Source organism: Christiangramia sediminicola (assembly GCF_031344135.1).
In the GTDB taxonomy this organism is placed as follows: Bacteria; Bacteroidota; Bacteroidia; order Flavobacteriales; family Flavobacteriaceae; genus Christiangramia; species Christiangramia sediminicola.
Genome location: NZ_JAVJIU010000001.1, coordinates 345,204 through 362,367, shown reverse-complemented (window position 1 = coordinate 362,367; position 17,164 = coordinate 345,204). Strand labels below are relative to the sequence as shown.

Here is a 17,164-nt window from a genome sequence, read left to right as displayed (position 1 = left end):
AAATCTTATGATTTTATGTCATTTCTATAATCGGAAAGCTGAATATTCTCTTTGATCACTTTTGCCGGAATACCAGCAACTACACAATTTGAAGGAACATCTTTCACAACAACGGAATTTGCCCCTATAATCACATCATTTCCAATAGTCACAGGACCAAGGATTTTTGCTCCCGTTGATATTTGAACTCTATTTCCAATAATCGGAACCTCATATTTTTTGGAAGTACCACCAATAGTAACATTAGTCCCAATTTTACAATTGTCACCAATAACTACTCTCTTATGTAACACAACTCCAATACCTCCATAACCAAAAGTGGACTTCTTCCCAATTTTAGTTTCAGAAGGAACAGCACAATTAAAAAGTAAATACTGGATATAATAAATGAGTTTGGGTAAAACTGGAACATTACACCTATACAGAAAATTTCCAATACGATAGAAATGAATGAGCATTGATTAAGACAGTTTTTTATAAATGAATTTCATGTATTATTCTTTTCATAACATCCTCATTATTAAACTTTCGGAAGTCATTTTTAGCTTGCTCAGAATAAATTGAGTAATTTTCTGAGGTGAAATACTTTATTTTTTGTTTGAGAGCCTCACTATCCTTTGGGTTGACAAAAAATCCCGAGGCATTTTCTGTAACCATTTCTTTAATTCCTTTTAATGGCGTGACTATAACCGGAAGCCCTGCAGCGAATGCTTCAATAATAATTCCAGGATATCCTTCTCCCTTGTGATATGTCGGAAGGAGAAGGACATCATATTTTTGAAGCGTTTTAATTACTTCATTTGATGAAAGCACTCCCTTATAGCACATCTTAAACGCATCCTTTAAATGAGAAGGACAGTCATAATTCAGAGGCCCGTAAATATCAATTATAAAAGTTGCCGGTAAATCTTTACGAGCTTCCAGAATTTCTTGTATACCCTTATCTCTCTTTACATTACTGATAAATACAAACCTTTTAGAAAACGGATTGTTTTTTTTAGCTAAATCACTTACTGATCTCACATTAGGAAACCATCTGGGATTATTGGCTGTTGTTTTAAAATGCTCAATTAAATACATTGTTTCAAAATAATTAATATCCGCATTCTTTAAAGCATAATCGATTGCCTTCTTACTCAACCCTGAGATTTCATGATCGTAGTAATGATCAAAATTTCCGGCAAATTTCCTGAGCACTACCTTTTTACGAAATAACTTTCCAAAACCTGTAAAAAACCATGAGTAGTATTTATACTCCCCGGCAGTACCGTTAAAAAAGACAATGTCACAGAACGGTAATTTTATCATTGCCTTGATATAGTTCAATAAAACACCAAGGTTAGGTAATAGATAATTTCTTCTATTAAGGTCTAAGATTTCAAAATTTTTATTTAGCCTGGTAAAGTCTGAAATCAATTGCTCAAAAAGAACAATTACACCACCGGCGGATGATGGATTTGACTCTGTCCTACATTTTCCTATGAGGAGAAACTTTGTCATCCTTTTAATAAATTGAGATATTCCCCAACAATTTTTTCTTTATTAAATTTCTCGGCAGCCATTGTTCTATTCGCTTGACCGATTTTAACCTTATCCTCACTACTTAAATGAATCAAATATTCCAACCCCTTATTTAAATCTTCTATATTTCCGGGATTCACTATTAGGTTCGGCTCATTTTTCAAAAAAAAAGGTAAATCTGACACGTTTGAAGCTATTACAGGCTTACCTAACGCCATAGCTTCACAAATAGCATTAGGAAAACCTTCATAAAAACTAAACAATCCAACGGCATCAGCTTCTTCCATTTCTGATTTAATATTTTTAGACGGCGGACATAGTTCAAAATTTTTTTCAAGTTGGTATTTTTTAATTTTTTGTATTCCAGCTTCGTAAGAACCATCATTCGGATTTGTATTGTAATTGCCAAACCATTTTATTTTCAATTTGGTTTTATCCTGCTCAGTTAATCTGTTTACTGCTTCAATCAACCCATCGAAATTTTTAAGATATTGATGACGAGCAGCAACCACAATAGTGAAATAAGATTTAGATTTTTTAGAAGTCTCAGTTTTTGGTTTCCAATGATCTATATCCAAAGTATTATAAATAACCTGAAACTTATTTCTTTTAATTAATGGATTAATATTTTTTATCAAATCGATATTAGCTTGAGAGTTTGCTACGATGTAATCAGATAAAAAATGGAAAAATCGGAATAATCTTAATTTTAAAGAGGTTCCAATTTTAGGATCAGCGCTTCTCTCTCCAACAATAAGTTTCCATTTTTTAGAAGGTAAACTAGCAAACTCGCATATTAAATTTGAAATAACTAAAAAGGAAATAATGGCATCAAAATTACCAGACCTAATAAATCTTCTTGCATTTATAAATCGGTAAAAAAAATTCTTGTTTTGGATTATTTTAACAGGAATATCTACCTTATTTAGCTCTTCCAAAAAAAAATATTTTGGATGAAATATTAGAAAAGATACATTATGCCCCTTTTCCTTTAAGGATTTCGACAATTCAACCAATTGTTTTTGGCCGCCACCAGAATTCAAACTTTCAATAACACAAAGGATATTCTTCATAATTTTTTAATCATTGTCGATGTCAATACCACTCTGATAAAAGTAAACAGAAGAAAAAATGATTGCGGCCAAGACCCACATCGTATTATTATTAATTACAGCACCTGTTTTAGAAATATTAGTTAAATAAAAAAGTAAAATTACAAGCATAATGGGATCAGCATTGATTTTATAATAAATCCAGCTGTTTTTAATTAACCTAAAAAGAAAAAAGATAAAAATTGTTATCCCAATTATTCCAGTTGTAACCATGAGATACAAAAAAAGGTTATGCGTATCCCAATATATACCATTAAAATTGTTCATAATCTGCTTTTCATATCCAGTTTGTCCCCATCCTAAAACAGGTTTTTCAAGAAAAATATTAAAAGCAGATGACCAAATTTCACCTCTTGGACCCAGTTCTTGGCTATGCATCGTTTTTTCTATCCTTTTGGCCATAATTTCAGAAGAAACAATTTTCTCTAATGAATAACCTACGAATAATGTACCGAAAGAAAGAAGAATAATTTTTTTCCAGATTTTGGTTTTAAAAAATAAAAAGAAACACAATAAGGATAGGCCGACTAATATTAAGGCGCTTCTTGACCCTGTCATGCCAATCATTGATAGAATTGGTAATACTAAGAATAATAGTAAATAACTCTTCTTGCCGAATTTTTTTTTATAACTCAAATAAATTATTAGAATTAATGCTAAACTCAGAAAAACCGCAATATTATTCGAATTTGCACCAAAAAATGAAAGTCTTTGTTCTCCTAACTCCATTTCTAAACTTATCCCAATACCGAAAGAAGATAGGGCGACCATAAGTGCTACCCCAAGAACAATTGCCAAAAAAATAAATTTAATTATTTTCTTATTCCTTATTATATCTGAAGATATTAACCAAAATAGTAGAATATTCTGTATTAAAGAAAATTCCATGATACTAAACCTTGTATTGTACCACCAATGAACGAGAGATTGTATTGCCATTAAAATCCAAATAAATAATAATAGCCTTACCACCGGTAAAGTAATTCCTCTTTCAAAACTTGATTTAAAAGTTAAAAAGGCAAAAATAGCATACATAAAACCAAAGGCCTTCGTTATTGAAAACATGGATGCTATCCCAAGAGGGTCCCAATAAGAAAATGGTAAAGCAAAAACAAATAACAATAAAGAAGCTATTTTAGTTTTATAAAGCGCTCTTTCCATAAAACCTAATTTATTATTAATTGATATACTTTTCTACACTCTTTCCAACAATCGAAAACCTGAATTTTTTTTAAAAGAAAAAAATAAATCAAAACCACTATTGGTATAAAAAGTAAATTTTTGACTCCAGACAGGTTGAATCCCAATTTTATGGCTATATAGAATCCGCCACTTAAAACTGAACAAATTAAGATTTTTCCCACCGTATTTATTTCCTCACGGAGGTTATTTATTTTGATAATCTTTCGAGAAGCATTTAGATTTATGAAATAACTTATAATACTAGTAAACACATATCCATAAAGCAAGATGTCCAAGTTTTTTGTGACTACTCCAACCAAAATAGTTATTGATTGAATTCCTTTTTTAACTAGTTCTAACCCAAGAATTTTTTTAGTTTTATCAAAAACTTTAAATACAACCCTATTAAATTGTTCTTGCATATAAAAAAAGGATGCTAGAATTAAAATTTTAAGATAAAAAACTGATCTTAACCACTCAGCAGTAAAAAGAATTTGAATAATCTCTTCAGAAAATAAATAGATCAAGCTTGCGATAAGCGCTGTACCAATTGTAAACAAAACAATAATCTTTTGGTATAAATTTACAAACACGGGTAGATCATTTTGAACTTTTGACAAAGAGGAAAAAACAACGCTTTGAGATATTGTATTTAAAATTCCATTTGGTACGCTTTGAATTTTATTTGCCTGATAATAATACCCAACTTGGGAAATGGAAAAATACTTTCCCAAAATCAAATGATATATATTTTCAAAGGTTGTGTTAATAATTGAAGCTAAAGTTGTGTTTGCTCCGAAAGAAAAAAGCTTTCGAAATGATCTTTTACTGAATATGAAATTGATTTTAACACTCGCAAAAATTTTCAGAAGTAAAAGCATTGTGAGTGAATTTGAGATTTGCATATATACTAAGGACCAAACGCCAAATCCATTAGACGCCATATAAATTCCAAATATGGATGAAATTATTACAGCACATAACTCATATATCGTCTTTTCCTTAAACCGTAATTCTCTCATGAGTTTTGCTGTATTAACGAGATATAGAGAGTTTAAAATCAAAACTGTCCCAATAAATATTAATAAATCAGCAAGGCCAGGATCATTATAGAAGATACTTATTTCAGAAGAAAAAGCTATCAGAAGTAAGTAACAAATAACACTAATAACAAGGTTAAAAATAAATACGGTCGAATAATCCTTTGTATTAACAGTCTTCATTCTCACAAGTGCTCCAGCCAACCCTCCACGGGTAAAAACATTTGCAATTACAATAAAAAACAGGATTACCCCAACTTTTCCAAATTCGGAAGGAGATAACATTCTTGCTAGAATAATATTTGTTAGTAATGAGATTAAGACTATTGAGAGTTGTCCCCCCGAAGACCAAAATATACCAAATATTAGATCTTTCTTTAAATTACTTGACACTAGGAATATGTCTTGTCGTAGTTGAAATACTCAAAATCTACCGAGTATATATAATTAATTTTTTCGATTGCCTCGTAGGACAAATACCTAGTTCTTTTTCTAGCAAATGAAAAACTTCTAAAATGTGAAAAATCATCGGCCATTTTTCGAATTAGAGCGTGATATGCCAACCGCCTATTTGATTTGTTATAATGCTTTAATTCCAAAGTCTTAAATCCAATTTCACTTTTTACAGTTTCGAAATCATTTTTCAGATTTTCAAGTTTACCAATAAAATCAACCAGTAAATCGCCTTTTTCATTACAGATATAATTAACTTGAGGTAATAAGAAATAATTATGAACGTGTTCCGAATCTAGGTATCTATCTAATATTTTTAGGATAAAATTATCGAAACTGAAGTATTCATTGTAATGAAAAAATTTATAGGTTGAATATAGCCGATCATAAGGGTTCCTAACTATAGCAAATTTAAAATAGTCTTTGAAAATTTGTTCCGATATATAATGCCCTTTTACAAGTTGAGTAGCAGTTAAATGGCTAATCCTTTTTGGTCCTATAGTTTTATTAGAACTAAGACCTAATAAAAGAGAATGCCTATTTTCCATATCAATATTCAAATCTTCCATAAATGCTCTTTCAACACTAGTTCCAGCCGCTTTAGGTATATGAATAAAAATAGTTTTATGCTTATGCGATACCATTCTCTATTTTTAAATTTATATTATTAATTGCTTCTAAAGTTTGTTCTGAGAAATAATCAGTATCGATTTTATTTCTATCTTCAATCCTTAATTTTGATAGATAATTAAAACAAACTTTGGCATTTTCAGTCAAATCAAGAAAATTTAAAGTATCTGCGAGTATATTTGAAGGATTTGCAACAAAACTCTCATAACTGACATTTTTGCACACGGGATTTAACTCGTTAATCTCCAACTCCGTAACGATTTTTATTTTTTTAACTTGAAAGGCAGTTATTAAAATTGGATCATGAAATAAACTATTTGCATAATTCAATTCCTTTTGTGTATAAGCTCCTGTCCACCAAAGTTTATTCAAACCTCGTTTTTGCCAAAACGGAATTTTAAGGAAGGAACTAATTACTGGAATATCATTTCTTGTAAGGTTTATAAATACAGCATCTGGAAAAATTTTTAATAAATAAGAAATCCTTGATGGACCAGTAATCTTCAATGCTAATCTCTTTTTACCCTGAAATCGCACAAGGTTTTTAAAATATTTTCGAGTATGTATTATTTGGGTTTCGCTAATTTCATGATCAATTAGAAAACCTCGTGAAAAAACTTTGTCGCCACCTACCAAGTTATTCCATATATTAAATCCTTCAACAGGATTAAACGCAAACCTATTAAATAAACTAATCTTATTTAATTGTTTTTTTTGACCTTTAAAATTCCATAGTTTATTCTCGAATATTATTCTAATTAAATTAACTACAGGATATTTCGGAAATTTAACTTGATAATTAGAAATATAGGCTAAATCCGGATGCCGCATGATTATCTCAGAGAAAATTGTCGTACCTGACCTACCTGTTCCTATAAAGATTATTGGTTTTTTTAAATGATTACTATTATTCAAAACCTTAAGCTATTTTACCAAAAACCAGTTATTTAATAATTGTTCACTATTATAGAGCATTTCTTCTTTTGTTTGCCAGTCTAAAACCGTCTTTCCTGCAAAAGTGCAGATCGCCTGCCCCGCTGCGGTATCCCATTCCATGGTAGGTGCAAATCGTGGGTATTGATCTGCCTTGCCTTCTGCCACCATACAAAGTTTTAGAGAACTTCCCTTGGAAATAGTTTCCACAGCTCCATGTTCATTTTCCAGAGACTTTATATAATCTTCGGTTTCCGGAGAAAGATGAGATTTGCTTGCTACCACTGTAAATGGCTGGGAGTTCGTAGTTGGGAGTTTGGAGGCCTTCTTTGAAATATCTTCAAGACTGGTACATTCGGTAATCGTATTTGTTTTGAAGGATCCAAAATCTTTAGCAGCGAAATAAAGTTCCTTTAGAGCAGGTACATAGATTACCCCTAAAACTGGTTTCTGGTCCTCCACCAAAGCGATGTTCACCGTAAATTCACCATTACGTTTGATAAACTCCTTGGTACCATCTATTGGATCCACGATCCAAAGCTGTCTCCAGTCTTTTCTCTCTTCGTAAGCAAGATCCTTTCCTTCCTCAGATAAGACAGGGATCTCTGTATCCTTTAAATGCTCCATGATAATCTCATGAGAAGCAAGATCTGCTTTGGTTAGAGGTGAATCGTCTCCTTTGAAGTCGACCTCGAAATCCTCATTTTCGTAGATCTCCATGATCCGTTTTCCCGCTTGGAGAGAGGCTTTGATGGCTATTTCTAGTAGTTCTTTCAATTTTTATTTTCTATTGGGACCCTGAAATGAGTTCAGGGTGACATTTTTAAATTATCCTTCGACTGCGCTCAGGATGACTATCCTGCCTTTGATTGATTATTTTTGGATTTCTGCTTAGAGCTTATAGCCTACAGCTTAAAGCTTCTAAACAATCATTCCCGCCGCAACAGTTTCGTTAGTGTTTTCATCAATAAGGATGATACTTCCGGTATTCCGGTTATCTCTATAAGAATCCAGCATCAACCTGTGCGTAGTTCTTATAGTTACCCTGGCAATATCGTTCATAGCAAGATCCTTATCTTCGGTATTGCGGTTATAGGTATTGATATCTACCTTATAAACCACATCCTTGATCATCGCTCTTTGCTCGTTGGAAGTATGCATCACCGTATATTTAGCTCTAGACTTCGCTGCATCATTGTTCAACCAGCATAGCATCACATCGAATTCCTGCTCACCTTCCGGCTGATTATTCTTTTTAACTATCATATCGCCACGACTAATGTCAATATCATCTTCAAGGGTCATGGAAACAGACATAGGAGCGAAAGCTTCCTCTATTTCCTGCTCTCCGGTATTCATAGATCTTATCTTCGAAGTAAAACCTGAAGGTAATACCGCTACTTCATCCCCTGTTCTATAAATCCCGCTAGCAACCCTTCCGGCATAACCGCGATAATCCCTGAATTCCTCGCTTTGTGGCCTAAGTACAGTTTGTACCGGGAATCTTGCATCGATCTTATTGATATCACTGCTTATATGTAGGGTTTCCAGGATACTTAGTAAAGTGCCTCCTCCATACCAATCCATATTTTCGGAACGGTTTACCACGTTATCACCCAGCAATGCACTCATTGGTACAAAACGTACGTCCTTTACCAGAAGCTTAGAAGAGAACTCTTCAAACTGCGAAACGATCTCGTTATATCTTTCCTCAGAAAAATCAACCAGGTCCATTTTATTGATACAAACAACCAGGTGCGGTATATTCAATAAAGAAGCAATAAAAGAATGCCTTTTGGTCTGCTCGATAACTCCATGTCTTGCATCGATAAGGATCAAAGCTGCATTAGCAGTAGAAGCACCGGTCACCATGTTACGGGTATACTGTATATGACCCGGGGTATCCGCAATAATGAATTTCCTTTTTGGAGTAGTAAAATATCGGTATGCTACATCTATAGTAATTCCCTGCTCTCTTTCATCTTTAAGACCATCGGTAAAAAGTGCCAGGTCCACGCCATCATGTCCTTTTTTAGCTGAGGTATTGGTTACTGATTCCAGCTGATCTTCGAAGATGGATTTTGAATCGTATAGAAGTCGCCCGATAAGGGTACTTTTCCCATCATCTACACTTCCTGCAGTTGTAAATCTTAGTAATTGATTGTTGTTGATTTCCATTGTTCTATTGCTTTAAGCTTTAAGCTTTTGGCTTTAAGCTCCTTTAAAAGTATCCCTGTTTTTTCCTGTCTTCCATTGCTGTTTCTGAACGCTTATCGTCTGAGCGATCTCCACGTTCGGTCTTCCGCATTGCCGAAACCTCGCTGGCTATTTTCTCCAGGGTATCTGCATCAGATTCAATTCCCCCGGTTATGGTTATATCACCAAGGGTTCTGAAACGGATCTTTTTCTTCTCAACTTTCTCTCCCTCTTCCAGCTTTAAGAATTCAGAAAGTGGAATCCAGGAATTAGCACGATTTACCACTTCACGTTCATGCGCAAAGTATAATGAAGGAATACTAATATTTTCTCTTTGAATATAGTTCCAAACGTCCATCTCGGTCCAGTTACTTATTGGAAAGGCACGGAAATGCTCACCTTCATAATGCTTTCCATTCAACAGGTTCCATAGTTCCGGACGCTGATTCTTTGGATCCCATTCTCCGAAATCGTTCCTATGTGAAAAGAAACGCTCCTTGGCGCGGGCTTTTTCCTCATCTCTTCGTCCCCCTCCAATGGCACAGTCTACTTTATTCTCTTCAATGGCGTCTAAAAGTGTAGTGATCTGCAAAGCATTACGTGTTGCGTTCTTTCCTTTTTCTTCAGCAACCCTTCCCATATCTATAGAATCCTGAACAGAACCAACAATTAACTTAACTCCAAGTTCTTTAATAAGATCATCACGAAACTGAATGGTTTCCGGAAAATTATGACCGGTATCTACGTGCATCAAAGCGAAAGGGATCTTGCTTGGATAGAATGCTTTTTTAGCTAAATGTGTAACCAAAATAGAATCCTTACCTCCTGAAAAAAGGATGACAGGATTTTCAAACTGAGCCCATACCTCCCGAAGTATATAAATAGCTTCAGATTCAAGCTCATCGAGATAATTTAAATAGTACTTATTCATTATAATGGTTTTCTAATTTGGTTTTTAAAAATTCAACTATATTTTTTGCTGCAGTTTCAGGATCTGCTTCTTCTGTTCTTATTTCCATATCGGGTTGTACCGGAGCCTCATAAGGAGCATCTATACCCGTGAAATTCTTAATCTCGCCGGCTCTTGCTTTTTTATAAAGTCCTTTTACATCCCTGGCTTCACAGATCTCTATAGGAGTATCCACAAAAATTTCCAGAAAATCTTCCTGCCCAATGATCTCCTTTACATACTTCCGATCAGATTCCAGGGGCGAAATAAAAGAAGCGATCACCACTTCTCCAGAATCCACAAAAAGTTTTGCTACTTCTGCGATCCTGCGTAAATTTTCTTTACGATCTTCCCGGCTAAAACTCAGATTATTATTTAAACCTCCACGTACGTTATCTCCATCGAGCGAAAAAGTATGCACTCCTTCCTCATGTAATTTATATTCTACCAGGCTTGCCAGGGTAGATTTCCCTGAGCCAGATAATCCGGTAAACCAGCATACAAAACTGGAATGTCCTTTAAGTGCATTCCTGTCTTTCCGTTCTACCTGGAAAGTATGCGGAATAATATTATTCATTAGTATATTTTAATTTGTTCGCTAATGCTTTCTTTTTTTCACGTCTTTTTTTCAAGCCAAAATCGATCTTATACCAGGCTCTTTCGTGCAGATAATAAAGACTCATTTTAGTTACCAACTCTACTGCTCCAATCTTTAATCCTGTAAAGGGATTTCCGGAAATCCACCAGGCTATTAACATGGTATCAAGGGTTCCAACAAACCTCCATGTGAAGGTTTTGGCTATATGACGTTTCCTACTGTCTCCATTTTTAGTGATTCCTGCCTTTATAGTGTACCAAAAACGCTCATGCAGATAATAAAGTAATGTCTTCGTGGCAACTTCTGAAAAACCAATTTTTAAACCGGTATAGGGATTGCCGGTGATTAGCCAGGAAAGAAAAATAGTATCTAAAGTACCTATTAATCGCCAGGTAATGGCCTTTGCTATATGTCGTTTATGAGAAGTAGCCAAAATTAACCCTAAAGCTTACTTTGTGCCTTATTTCCAAGAACTCCTTTCACATCATAAACCACAGCATTATCATTCTTAAAATCATCTATATTCAACTCTAAAAATTCCCTATGAGCTACGGTAAGAACAATGGCATCAAACTTTTGCCTCTCGGCTAGTTTAGAATTACAATTAAGGGTATATTCCTTCAGGACCTCAGCTGGATTCGCTAGTGGATCATAAATCGTTATTTCGGTTCCGTAAGACTGAAGTTCTCTTACTACATCTACCACTTTTGTATTTCTTACATCAGGGCAATTCTCTTTAAAGGTGATTCCCAGGACCAGGATGTTAGCTCCTTTTACTTTTAAGTCATTCTGCAACATGAGTTTTATCACTTCAGAAGCGACATATTTCCCCATAGAGTCGTTCATGCGCCTTCCGGCAAGAATGATCTCTGGATGATAGCCAATTTCCTGGGCTTTTTGCGCCAGGTAATAAGGATCTACCCCTATGCAATGACCACCAACCAGACCAGGTATAAATGGCAAAAAGTTCCATTTGGTAGCTGCTGCTTCCAGGACATCATTGGTATCGATCTCCATCTTATTAAAGATCTTCGCTAACTCATTCACAAATGCGATATTGATATCTCTTTGAGAGTTTTCGATAACCTTCGCAGCCTCGGCAACTTTAATAGTCGGGGCTAAATGAGTTCCCACCGTGATCACGCTTTTATAAAGCTCATCCACTCTTTTACCAACTTCTGGTGTGGAACCGGCAGTTACTTTTAATATCTTCTCTACAGTATGTTCTTTATCTCCCGGGTTGATTCGCTCGGGTGAATAACCTACAAAGAAATCCTCGTTGAATTTGAGTCCGCTAACTCTTTCCAGTACAGGAACACATTCCTCTTCAGTCACTCCCGGGTAAACGGTAGATTCATAAATAACAGTATCACCCTGTTTAAGAACACTGGCTACAGCCTCACTACTTTTATAAAGAGGGGTAAGATCTGGGCGGTTATTCTTATCTATAGGTGTAGGTACGGTAATGATATAAAAATTACAGTTGGCAATCTCCTTTAATTCTGAAGAGCAAAACAAACCAGTTTCACCCATCTCTTCCAGTCCAAGATCTCCCGCGATCTCAAGCTTAGAGCTATTTATTGGATTTGATTGCCTCAAAACAGCCTGAAGGATTTCATCTTCAATTTCTAAGGTACTGTCGTGTCCTTTTTTCAGCTCATTAATCCTTGACTGATTGATATCGAATCCTACAACAGGAAATTTTGTAGCAAATAGCCTGGCCAGTGGCAGACCCACATATCCTAATCCAATTATGGCAATTCTTGGTTTTTGGTTGATCATTCTTTAAATAAATATTTGTGTAAAAACATGGCTTCGCCGCCGTGAGTCACAGAAAGACTCTCGTTAGGAAATTTTTGTAAAAACCTGATAGGGAAAAATTATTCAGAACTGAATAATTCTAATAAGTAGGGTTTATGAGTTCAGGTTAAATTCAGCCCGCAAAAATACTTGGTTTAATAAGTTCAATCAAAATTTAAATGTTAAAATTTTAACTTAGATTTAAGAGATATTAACTGGTGAGAAACAGCCTTTTATATAACTTAATCCTTATTGAGATACCAAAGAATGGTTTGTTTGATTCCGGAGGCGAAATCTTCATCAGCCTTCCAGCCTAATTCTTTTTCAATTTTAGAAGCATTTATAGCATATCTCCTATCATGCCCAGCTCTATCTTCAACAAAGCTTATCTGATCTTTATAGCTTCCGTTTAGTTTAGGCCTGAGCACATCTAAAATCTCACAAAGATGATTGGCTATAAATAGATTATCCTTTTCATTCTTGCCACCAATATTGTAGGTCTCACCAGATTGGCCATTTTCAAAAGCGATTAGAATTCCCTTACAATGATCCATCACGTACAGCCAATCTCTGATGTTTTGTCCATCACCATAAATTGGGATATTCTCATCGAGCAAAGCCTTTCTAATGATCGTTGGAATTAACTTTTCTTCATGCTGTTTAGGTCCGTAATTATTCGAGCAATTAGTAACAACAGTGTTTAACCCATAAGTATGATGGTAACTTCGTACTAACATATCTGCGCTAGCCTTACTTGCAGAATACGGAGAGTTTGGAGCATAAGCGGTATCTTCTGAAAATAGCCCCGAATCTCCAAGGCTACCGTATACTTCATCCGTTGAAATTTGATGAAACCTGGAACTAGAATATTCTTTTTTATATTCTCCAGGTTTTATTCATCCAAAGTTGGTAAGCAATATTTAATAAATTGAAAGTTCCATTAACGTTGGTTTGAACAAAAACTTCAGGACCTTCGATTGAATTATCTACATGAGATTCCGCCGCAAAATTTATAACACTCTTTATATCAAAATCCTTAAAAATTTTTTCTACTAATTCTTTATCATTAATATCGCCGTGAATGAAATGATGCCTTGGATTATTCTCAACCTCATTTAAATTTTCAAGGTTTCCGGCATAAGTAAGCAAATCAAGATTGACCACCTTTACATCAGGTTTAAAATCAAGAAAGTAAGGAATAAAATTAGATCCTATAAAACCCGCACCACCTGTAATTAAAACTGTCATTATTTTTTATTTTCCTGCTCTTATAAAAAGATATTCTCCGTAGGAATTTTTTCTTAATGGTTCCGCCAGATCGATAAGCTGTTGCTTAGAAATATATCCTTTTTCATAGGCAATCTCTTCAATACAAGCAACTTTTAAACCTTGCCTTTTTTCGATTGTATGAATAAAATTTGAAGCTTCGAGCATAGATTCATGAGTACCTGTATCAAGCCAGGCATAACCTCTTCCCATAACCTCTAATTTCAATTTAGATGATTTTAGATATTCCTCAATCACAGAAGTAATCTCCAATTCACCTCTTTTACTCGGCCTTACTTTTTTTAGCTATATCTACGACCGAATTTGGAAAAAAATAAAGTCCGGCAATTGCGTAGTTGCTTTTGGGATTTTCTGGCTTTTCTTCTACACTTAATACATTGCCTTTTTCGTCAAATTCAGCAACCCCATATCGTGACGGTTCATTCACATAATAACCAAAAACTGTTGTTTTGTTTTCCTTTGTAACATTATCAACAGAATTTCGAAGCAGCGATGTAAATCCCTGTCCGTAAAATATATTATCCCCCAAAATTAAAGCGACATTATCACTGGCTATAAAATCCTTTCCAATAATAAAAGCCTGTGCAAGACCGTCTGGACTTGGTTGTTCTTTATACTGAAGATCTAGACCTAAATCCTGTCCATCTCCTAATAATTTCTGAAAGTTAGGTAGATCTTCAGGAGTAGATATGATTAAGATCTACTTGATACCGGCAAGCATTAAAATAGAAAGCGGATAGTAAATCATTGGCTTATCATATACATTGAGAAGTTGCTTAGAAACACCTCTCGTCACTGGATAAAGCCTGGTTCCCGAACCACCTGCCAATATAATTCCTTTTATTATCTTTTAATTAAACAAATTACACACTATAGTTATTTCACAAGAAACCAATTATTAAGCAAGTTTTCGCGATTATAAATCATCTCTTGCCCAGATTTATAATCGAAAACAGTTTTACCGGCAAAAGTACATATCGCTTGCCCAGCCGCAGTATCCCATTCCATAGTTGGTGCAAAACGCGGATATTCATCTGCCGCTCCTTCAGCTACCATACATAATTTTAAAGAGCTACCCTTAGAAATTCTGTCTACTGCACCATGTTGTTTTTCCAATTCATTAATATAGTCAACCGTTTCTTTAGAAAGATGGGATTTACTCGCAACAACTGTAAATACAGTCCTGTCTGATTTTATTGGTAACTTTTCAGATTTGCTAGAAATCATCTTTATACTAGAGTCAGGAGTAACAGCTGAAGTTTTAAAACTTCCATTCTCATCTGCATAGTATAGTGTATTATTTGCCGGAACATAAATAACTCCAAGAACTGGTTTTTGATCAATTACCAAAGCTATATTCACGGTAAATTCGCCATTCCTTTTGATGAATTCCTTTGTACCGTCAATGGGATCAACAATCCAAAGCTTATCCCAGTTTTTTCTCTCATCAAAGGAAAGATCTTTCCCTTCCTCTGAAAGAACAGGAATTTCTGTATCCTTCAGATGTTCCATAATAATTTTATGAGATGCCAGATCTGCTTTGGTTAATGGAGAGTCATCTCCTTTAAAATCAACTTCAAAATCTTCATTTTTATAGACTTCCATGACACATTTTCCAGCTTTCAAAGCTGCCATGATTGCAATGTCTAGTTTTTTCTTCATCAAATATTGGTATTCTTACTGGTTAAATAGTATTTGTTCTTCTGAAACTCATTCTTAATAATAAATCAGCAACGATTAAATTAAAAATTACCAGTTCAAATTTTTGAACTAAAGCCCATGCAAGAAGCTATAAAAACAATTACTTATCTCATTTTTTAATTTATCGAATAAGATGAGTTATTTCCAGAATTATTAAATAAATCTAGCGGTTTAAAATTTTCTGACTTTAAAAAAAATGAAATTTTTTGAAATCGCTATTTTATGTTTAACCATAATTCCCTGAATTTCGGAAATTTAGTTGAAGCAATTCCCACGGCGTCTGCCTGAATTGATATTACTGCCAAAAAGTTTATAGTTTATATTCAACATCACCTGATTTAATCTTCCTTCATCAAAATACGAGGTATTAAAATCTCCATCAAAATTAACTCTCTGGTAATCCTTGGAAGGTAAAGTGAAATCATATCGCAAATCTATTTGCAACCTGTTAAGATCGAACTTAAATCCCGCCTGGGCAGCGATATTACTATGATCATTAATAAGCGGACTAATAACCTCCTCAATATTTTTATCCAAAATATGCTGATAAGCCGGCCCAGCGAAAATATCTACGGAATCAAAAATATTATATCCCAGCAATAAAGGAACACTGATTTTTTCAAGACTGTAAACGGTAGGAGAATCTGGAAATTCAAAAATACCATTCGCTTTATGATAGAAGGCTTCCGGACGTAGCATAAATTTCCCTAACCGGAATTCGAAGAACACTCCAGCCTGAAATCCAAAATCTGATTCAGCACTAAGTTGTGTTCCATTTCTTACTATTTCAGATCCATTGTCGTTTAAACTATAATTCAAGCCACCTTTTATTCCGGCGCTATATTCCTGCGCCTGTGATACAAAAGTTGAAAGGAAAATAAAAATGAATAGGATTTTTTTAGGATTGAGATTCAATCTTAGTCTATTGGCCATTTATTTGGGGTTTATTCTAAATTGGAGGTAATTTTAAGGCTGTAATAATGGGAAACGCTACATTCTCTTCAATATTACACTACATCCTGAACATTGGCTGTCAAAGTCCAGCCAAGGTTATTCAGGATCAATTTCAACTTTTTATTACCTACTTCTTTTATAATTGCTTTTTTATTTGCGAGTTTTCCTGATTTGATCTGTACCTCATCACCTTCTTTCAAATTACTTACTTCAAAATCAGCCAACCTATCATTATTCAACCAGGATCTGATTGCTTCTATTTCTTCATCTTTCGCGATTGCCGGTTTTTGCAACCACTTAAGATATCCAACAACTCCGGGAGCATCAAAAACTATATTTCTCTCCTTTGCTTGAATATTAACAAATACATAGGATTTAAATAATGGTACTGTCACCTTTTTCTTCCTATCACTCCATTGTCTAACTTCAGTAACTACAGGGCAATAGACATCTATTCCACTTCTTTCAAGAAACTTGGCAGATTTTATCTCATGTTGTGGCTTTGTACGTACTACATACCAGGGCATACTGCGATCATTTTGAATTTTAAATTTCTCGCAGTAGGGTTTGTGGAGAAATTTGAGTTGCAAATATCGTAATTTATAGGTTGGCTTCAAAAATGAACAGCCTTAACAATAAATCACCAATATCCAGTTTAGAGAATGAACTCATTATGTATTTATTGCATAAAGGCATAAAAAAAGCCCAAACTTATCAGTTTGGGCTTTTTGTTGGCCTACTAGGGCTCGAACCTAGACTCTTCTGGACCAAAACCAGACGTGTTGCCAGTTACACCATAGGCCAATGC

16 protein-coding genes, 1 tRNA gene and 2 pseudogenes are annotated in these 17,164 nt (G+C 34.5%); all 19 read right to left on the bottom strand.

The window, feature by feature from the left end; translation table 11 throughout:
• Nucleotides 1-5 precede the first annotated feature (5 nt).
• The 19 genes and pseudogenes from RE431_RS01725 to RE431_RS01635 all read right to left on the bottom strand — a co-directional run bounded on the left by RE431_RS01725 (nucleotide 6) and on the right by RE431_RS01635 (nucleotide 17,160).
• Nucleotides 6-458: a serine O-acetyltransferase gene (locus RE431_RS01725; protein WP_309560230.1), complete on the bottom strand. Its 453-nt coding sequence runs from the start codon at nucleotides 456-458 to the stop codon at nucleotides 6-8.
• Nucleotides 459-474: 16 nt separating this feature from the next.
• Entirely contained in the window at nucleotides 475-1,500 is a 1,026-nt protein-coding gene (locus RE431_RS01720; RefSeq protein WP_309560229.1) for a glycosyltransferase family 4 protein, read from the bottom strand.
• Complete coding sequence (locus RE431_RS01715) at nucleotides 1,497-2,594, bottom strand: glycosyltransferase (RefSeq protein WP_309560228.1); 1,098 nt, start codon at nucleotides 2,592-2,594, stop codon at nucleotides 1,497-1,499. Before RE431_RS01715 ends, RE431_RS01720 begins: the two co-directional genes overlap by 4 nt.
• A gap of 6 nt (nucleotides 2,595-2,600) precedes the next feature.
• Complete coding sequence (locus RE431_RS01710) at nucleotides 2,601-3,794, bottom strand: O-antigen ligase family protein (RefSeq protein ID WP_309560227.1); 1,194 nt, start codon at nucleotides 3,792-3,794, stop codon at nucleotides 2,601-2,603.
• Between the two features lie 5 nt (nucleotides 3,795-3,799).
• On the bottom strand, nucleotides 3,800-5,248 hold the full coding sequence (locus RE431_RS01705) for a lipopolysaccharide biosynthesis protein (protein ID WP_309560226.1): 1,449 nt from the start codon (nucleotides 5,246-5,248) through the stop codon (nucleotides 3,800-3,802).
• Nucleotides 5,248-5,952, bottom strand: a complete 705-nt coding sequence (locus tag RE431_RS01700; protein WP_309560225.1) for a sulfotransferase family 2 domain-containing protein — start codon at nucleotides 5,950-5,952, stop codon at nucleotides 5,248-5,250. Before RE431_RS01700 ends, RE431_RS01705 begins: the two co-directional genes overlap by 1 nt.
• Nucleotides 5,939-6,853, bottom strand: coding sequence for a sulfotransferase (locus RE431_RS01695; RefSeq protein ID WP_309560224.1), 915 nt, complete (start codon nucleotides 6,851-6,853; stop codon nucleotides 5,939-5,941). The genes RE431_RS01700 and RE431_RS01695 overlap by 14 nt, the downstream gene beginning before the upstream one ends.
• A 9-nt stretch (nucleotides 6,854-6,862) precedes the next feature.
• Nucleotides 6,863-7,648 (bottom strand): 3'(2'),5'-bisphosphate nucleotidase CysQ, encoded by a 786-nt coding sequence (gene cysQ / locus RE431_RS01690; protein ID WP_309560223.1) that lies wholly within the window; start codon nucleotides 7,646-7,648, stop codon nucleotides 6,863-6,865.
• A 144-nt stretch (nucleotides 7,649-7,792) separates the two neighbouring features.
• On the bottom strand, nucleotides 7,793-9,049 hold the full coding sequence (locus RE431_RS01685) for a sulfate adenylyltransferase subunit 1 (protein ID WP_309560222.1): 1,257 nt from the start codon (nucleotides 9,047-9,049) through the stop codon (nucleotides 7,793-7,795).
• Between the two features lie 43 nt (nucleotides 9,050-9,092).
• Nucleotides 9,093-9,998 carry a sulfate adenylyltransferase subunit CysD gene (cysD, locus tag RE431_RS01680; protein WP_309560221.1) on the bottom strand — a complete coding sequence of 302 codons (906 nt, stop codon included), beginning with the start codon at nucleotides 9,996-9,998 and terminating at the stop codon, nucleotides 9,093-9,095.
• Complete coding sequence (cysC, locus tag RE431_RS01675) at nucleotides 9,991-10,593, bottom strand: adenylyl-sulfate kinase (protein WP_309560220.1); 603 nt, start codon at nucleotides 10,591-10,593, stop codon at nucleotides 9,991-9,993. The genes cysD and cysC overlap by 8 nt, the downstream gene beginning before the upstream one ends.
• Entirely contained in the window at nucleotides 10,586-11,050 is a 465-nt protein-coding gene (locus RE431_RS01670; RefSeq protein WP_309560622.1) for a DUF2061 domain-containing protein, read from the bottom strand. Before RE431_RS01670 ends, cysC begins: the two co-directional genes overlap by 8 nt.
• 5 nt (nucleotides 11,051-11,055) lie before the next feature.
• On the bottom strand, nucleotides 11,056-12,396 hold the full coding sequence (locus RE431_RS01665) for a nucleotide sugar dehydrogenase (RefSeq protein WP_309560219.1): 1,341 nt from the start codon (nucleotides 12,394-12,396) through the stop codon (nucleotides 11,056-11,058).
• A 260-nt stretch (nucleotides 12,397-12,656) separates the two neighbouring features.
• Nucleotides 12,657-13,665, bottom strand: a pseudogene (rfbB, locus tag RE431_RS01660) (dTDP-glucose 4,6-dehydratase).
• 3 nt (nucleotides 13,666-13,668) lie between these two features.
• Nucleotides 13,669-14,545 (bottom strand): annotated as a pseudogene (gene rfbA / locus RE431_RS01655) (glucose-1-phosphate thymidylyltransferase RfbA).
• A 32-nt stretch (nucleotides 14,546-14,577) separates the two neighbouring features.
• The gene (gene cysQ, locus RE431_RS01650) at nucleotides 14,578-15,363 is read right to left on the bottom strand and encodes a 3'(2'),5'-bisphosphate nucleotidase CysQ (RefSeq protein ID WP_309560218.1); all 786 of its coding nucleotides are present in this window, start codon (nucleotides 15,361-15,363) and stop codon (nucleotides 14,578-14,580) included.
• A 294-nt stretch (nucleotides 15,364-15,657) separates the two neighbouring features.
• Nucleotides 15,658-16,335 carry a porin family protein gene (locus tag RE431_RS01645; RefSeq protein WP_309560217.1) on the bottom strand — a complete coding sequence of 226 codons (678 nt, stop codon included), beginning with the start codon at nucleotides 16,333-16,335 and terminating at the stop codon, nucleotides 15,658-15,660.
• 74 nt (nucleotides 16,336-16,409) lie between these two features.
• The gene (locus RE431_RS01640) at nucleotides 16,410-16,883 is read right to left on the bottom strand and encodes a UpxY family transcription antiterminator (protein WP_309560216.1); all 474 of its coding nucleotides are present in this window, start codon (nucleotides 16,881-16,883) and stop codon (nucleotides 16,410-16,412) included.
• Between the two features lie 204 nt (nucleotides 16,884-17,087).
• Nucleotides 17,088-17,160: transfer RNA gene (locus RE431_RS01635), tRNA-Gln, on the bottom strand.
• Nucleotides 17,161-17,164 lie beyond the last annotated feature (4 nt).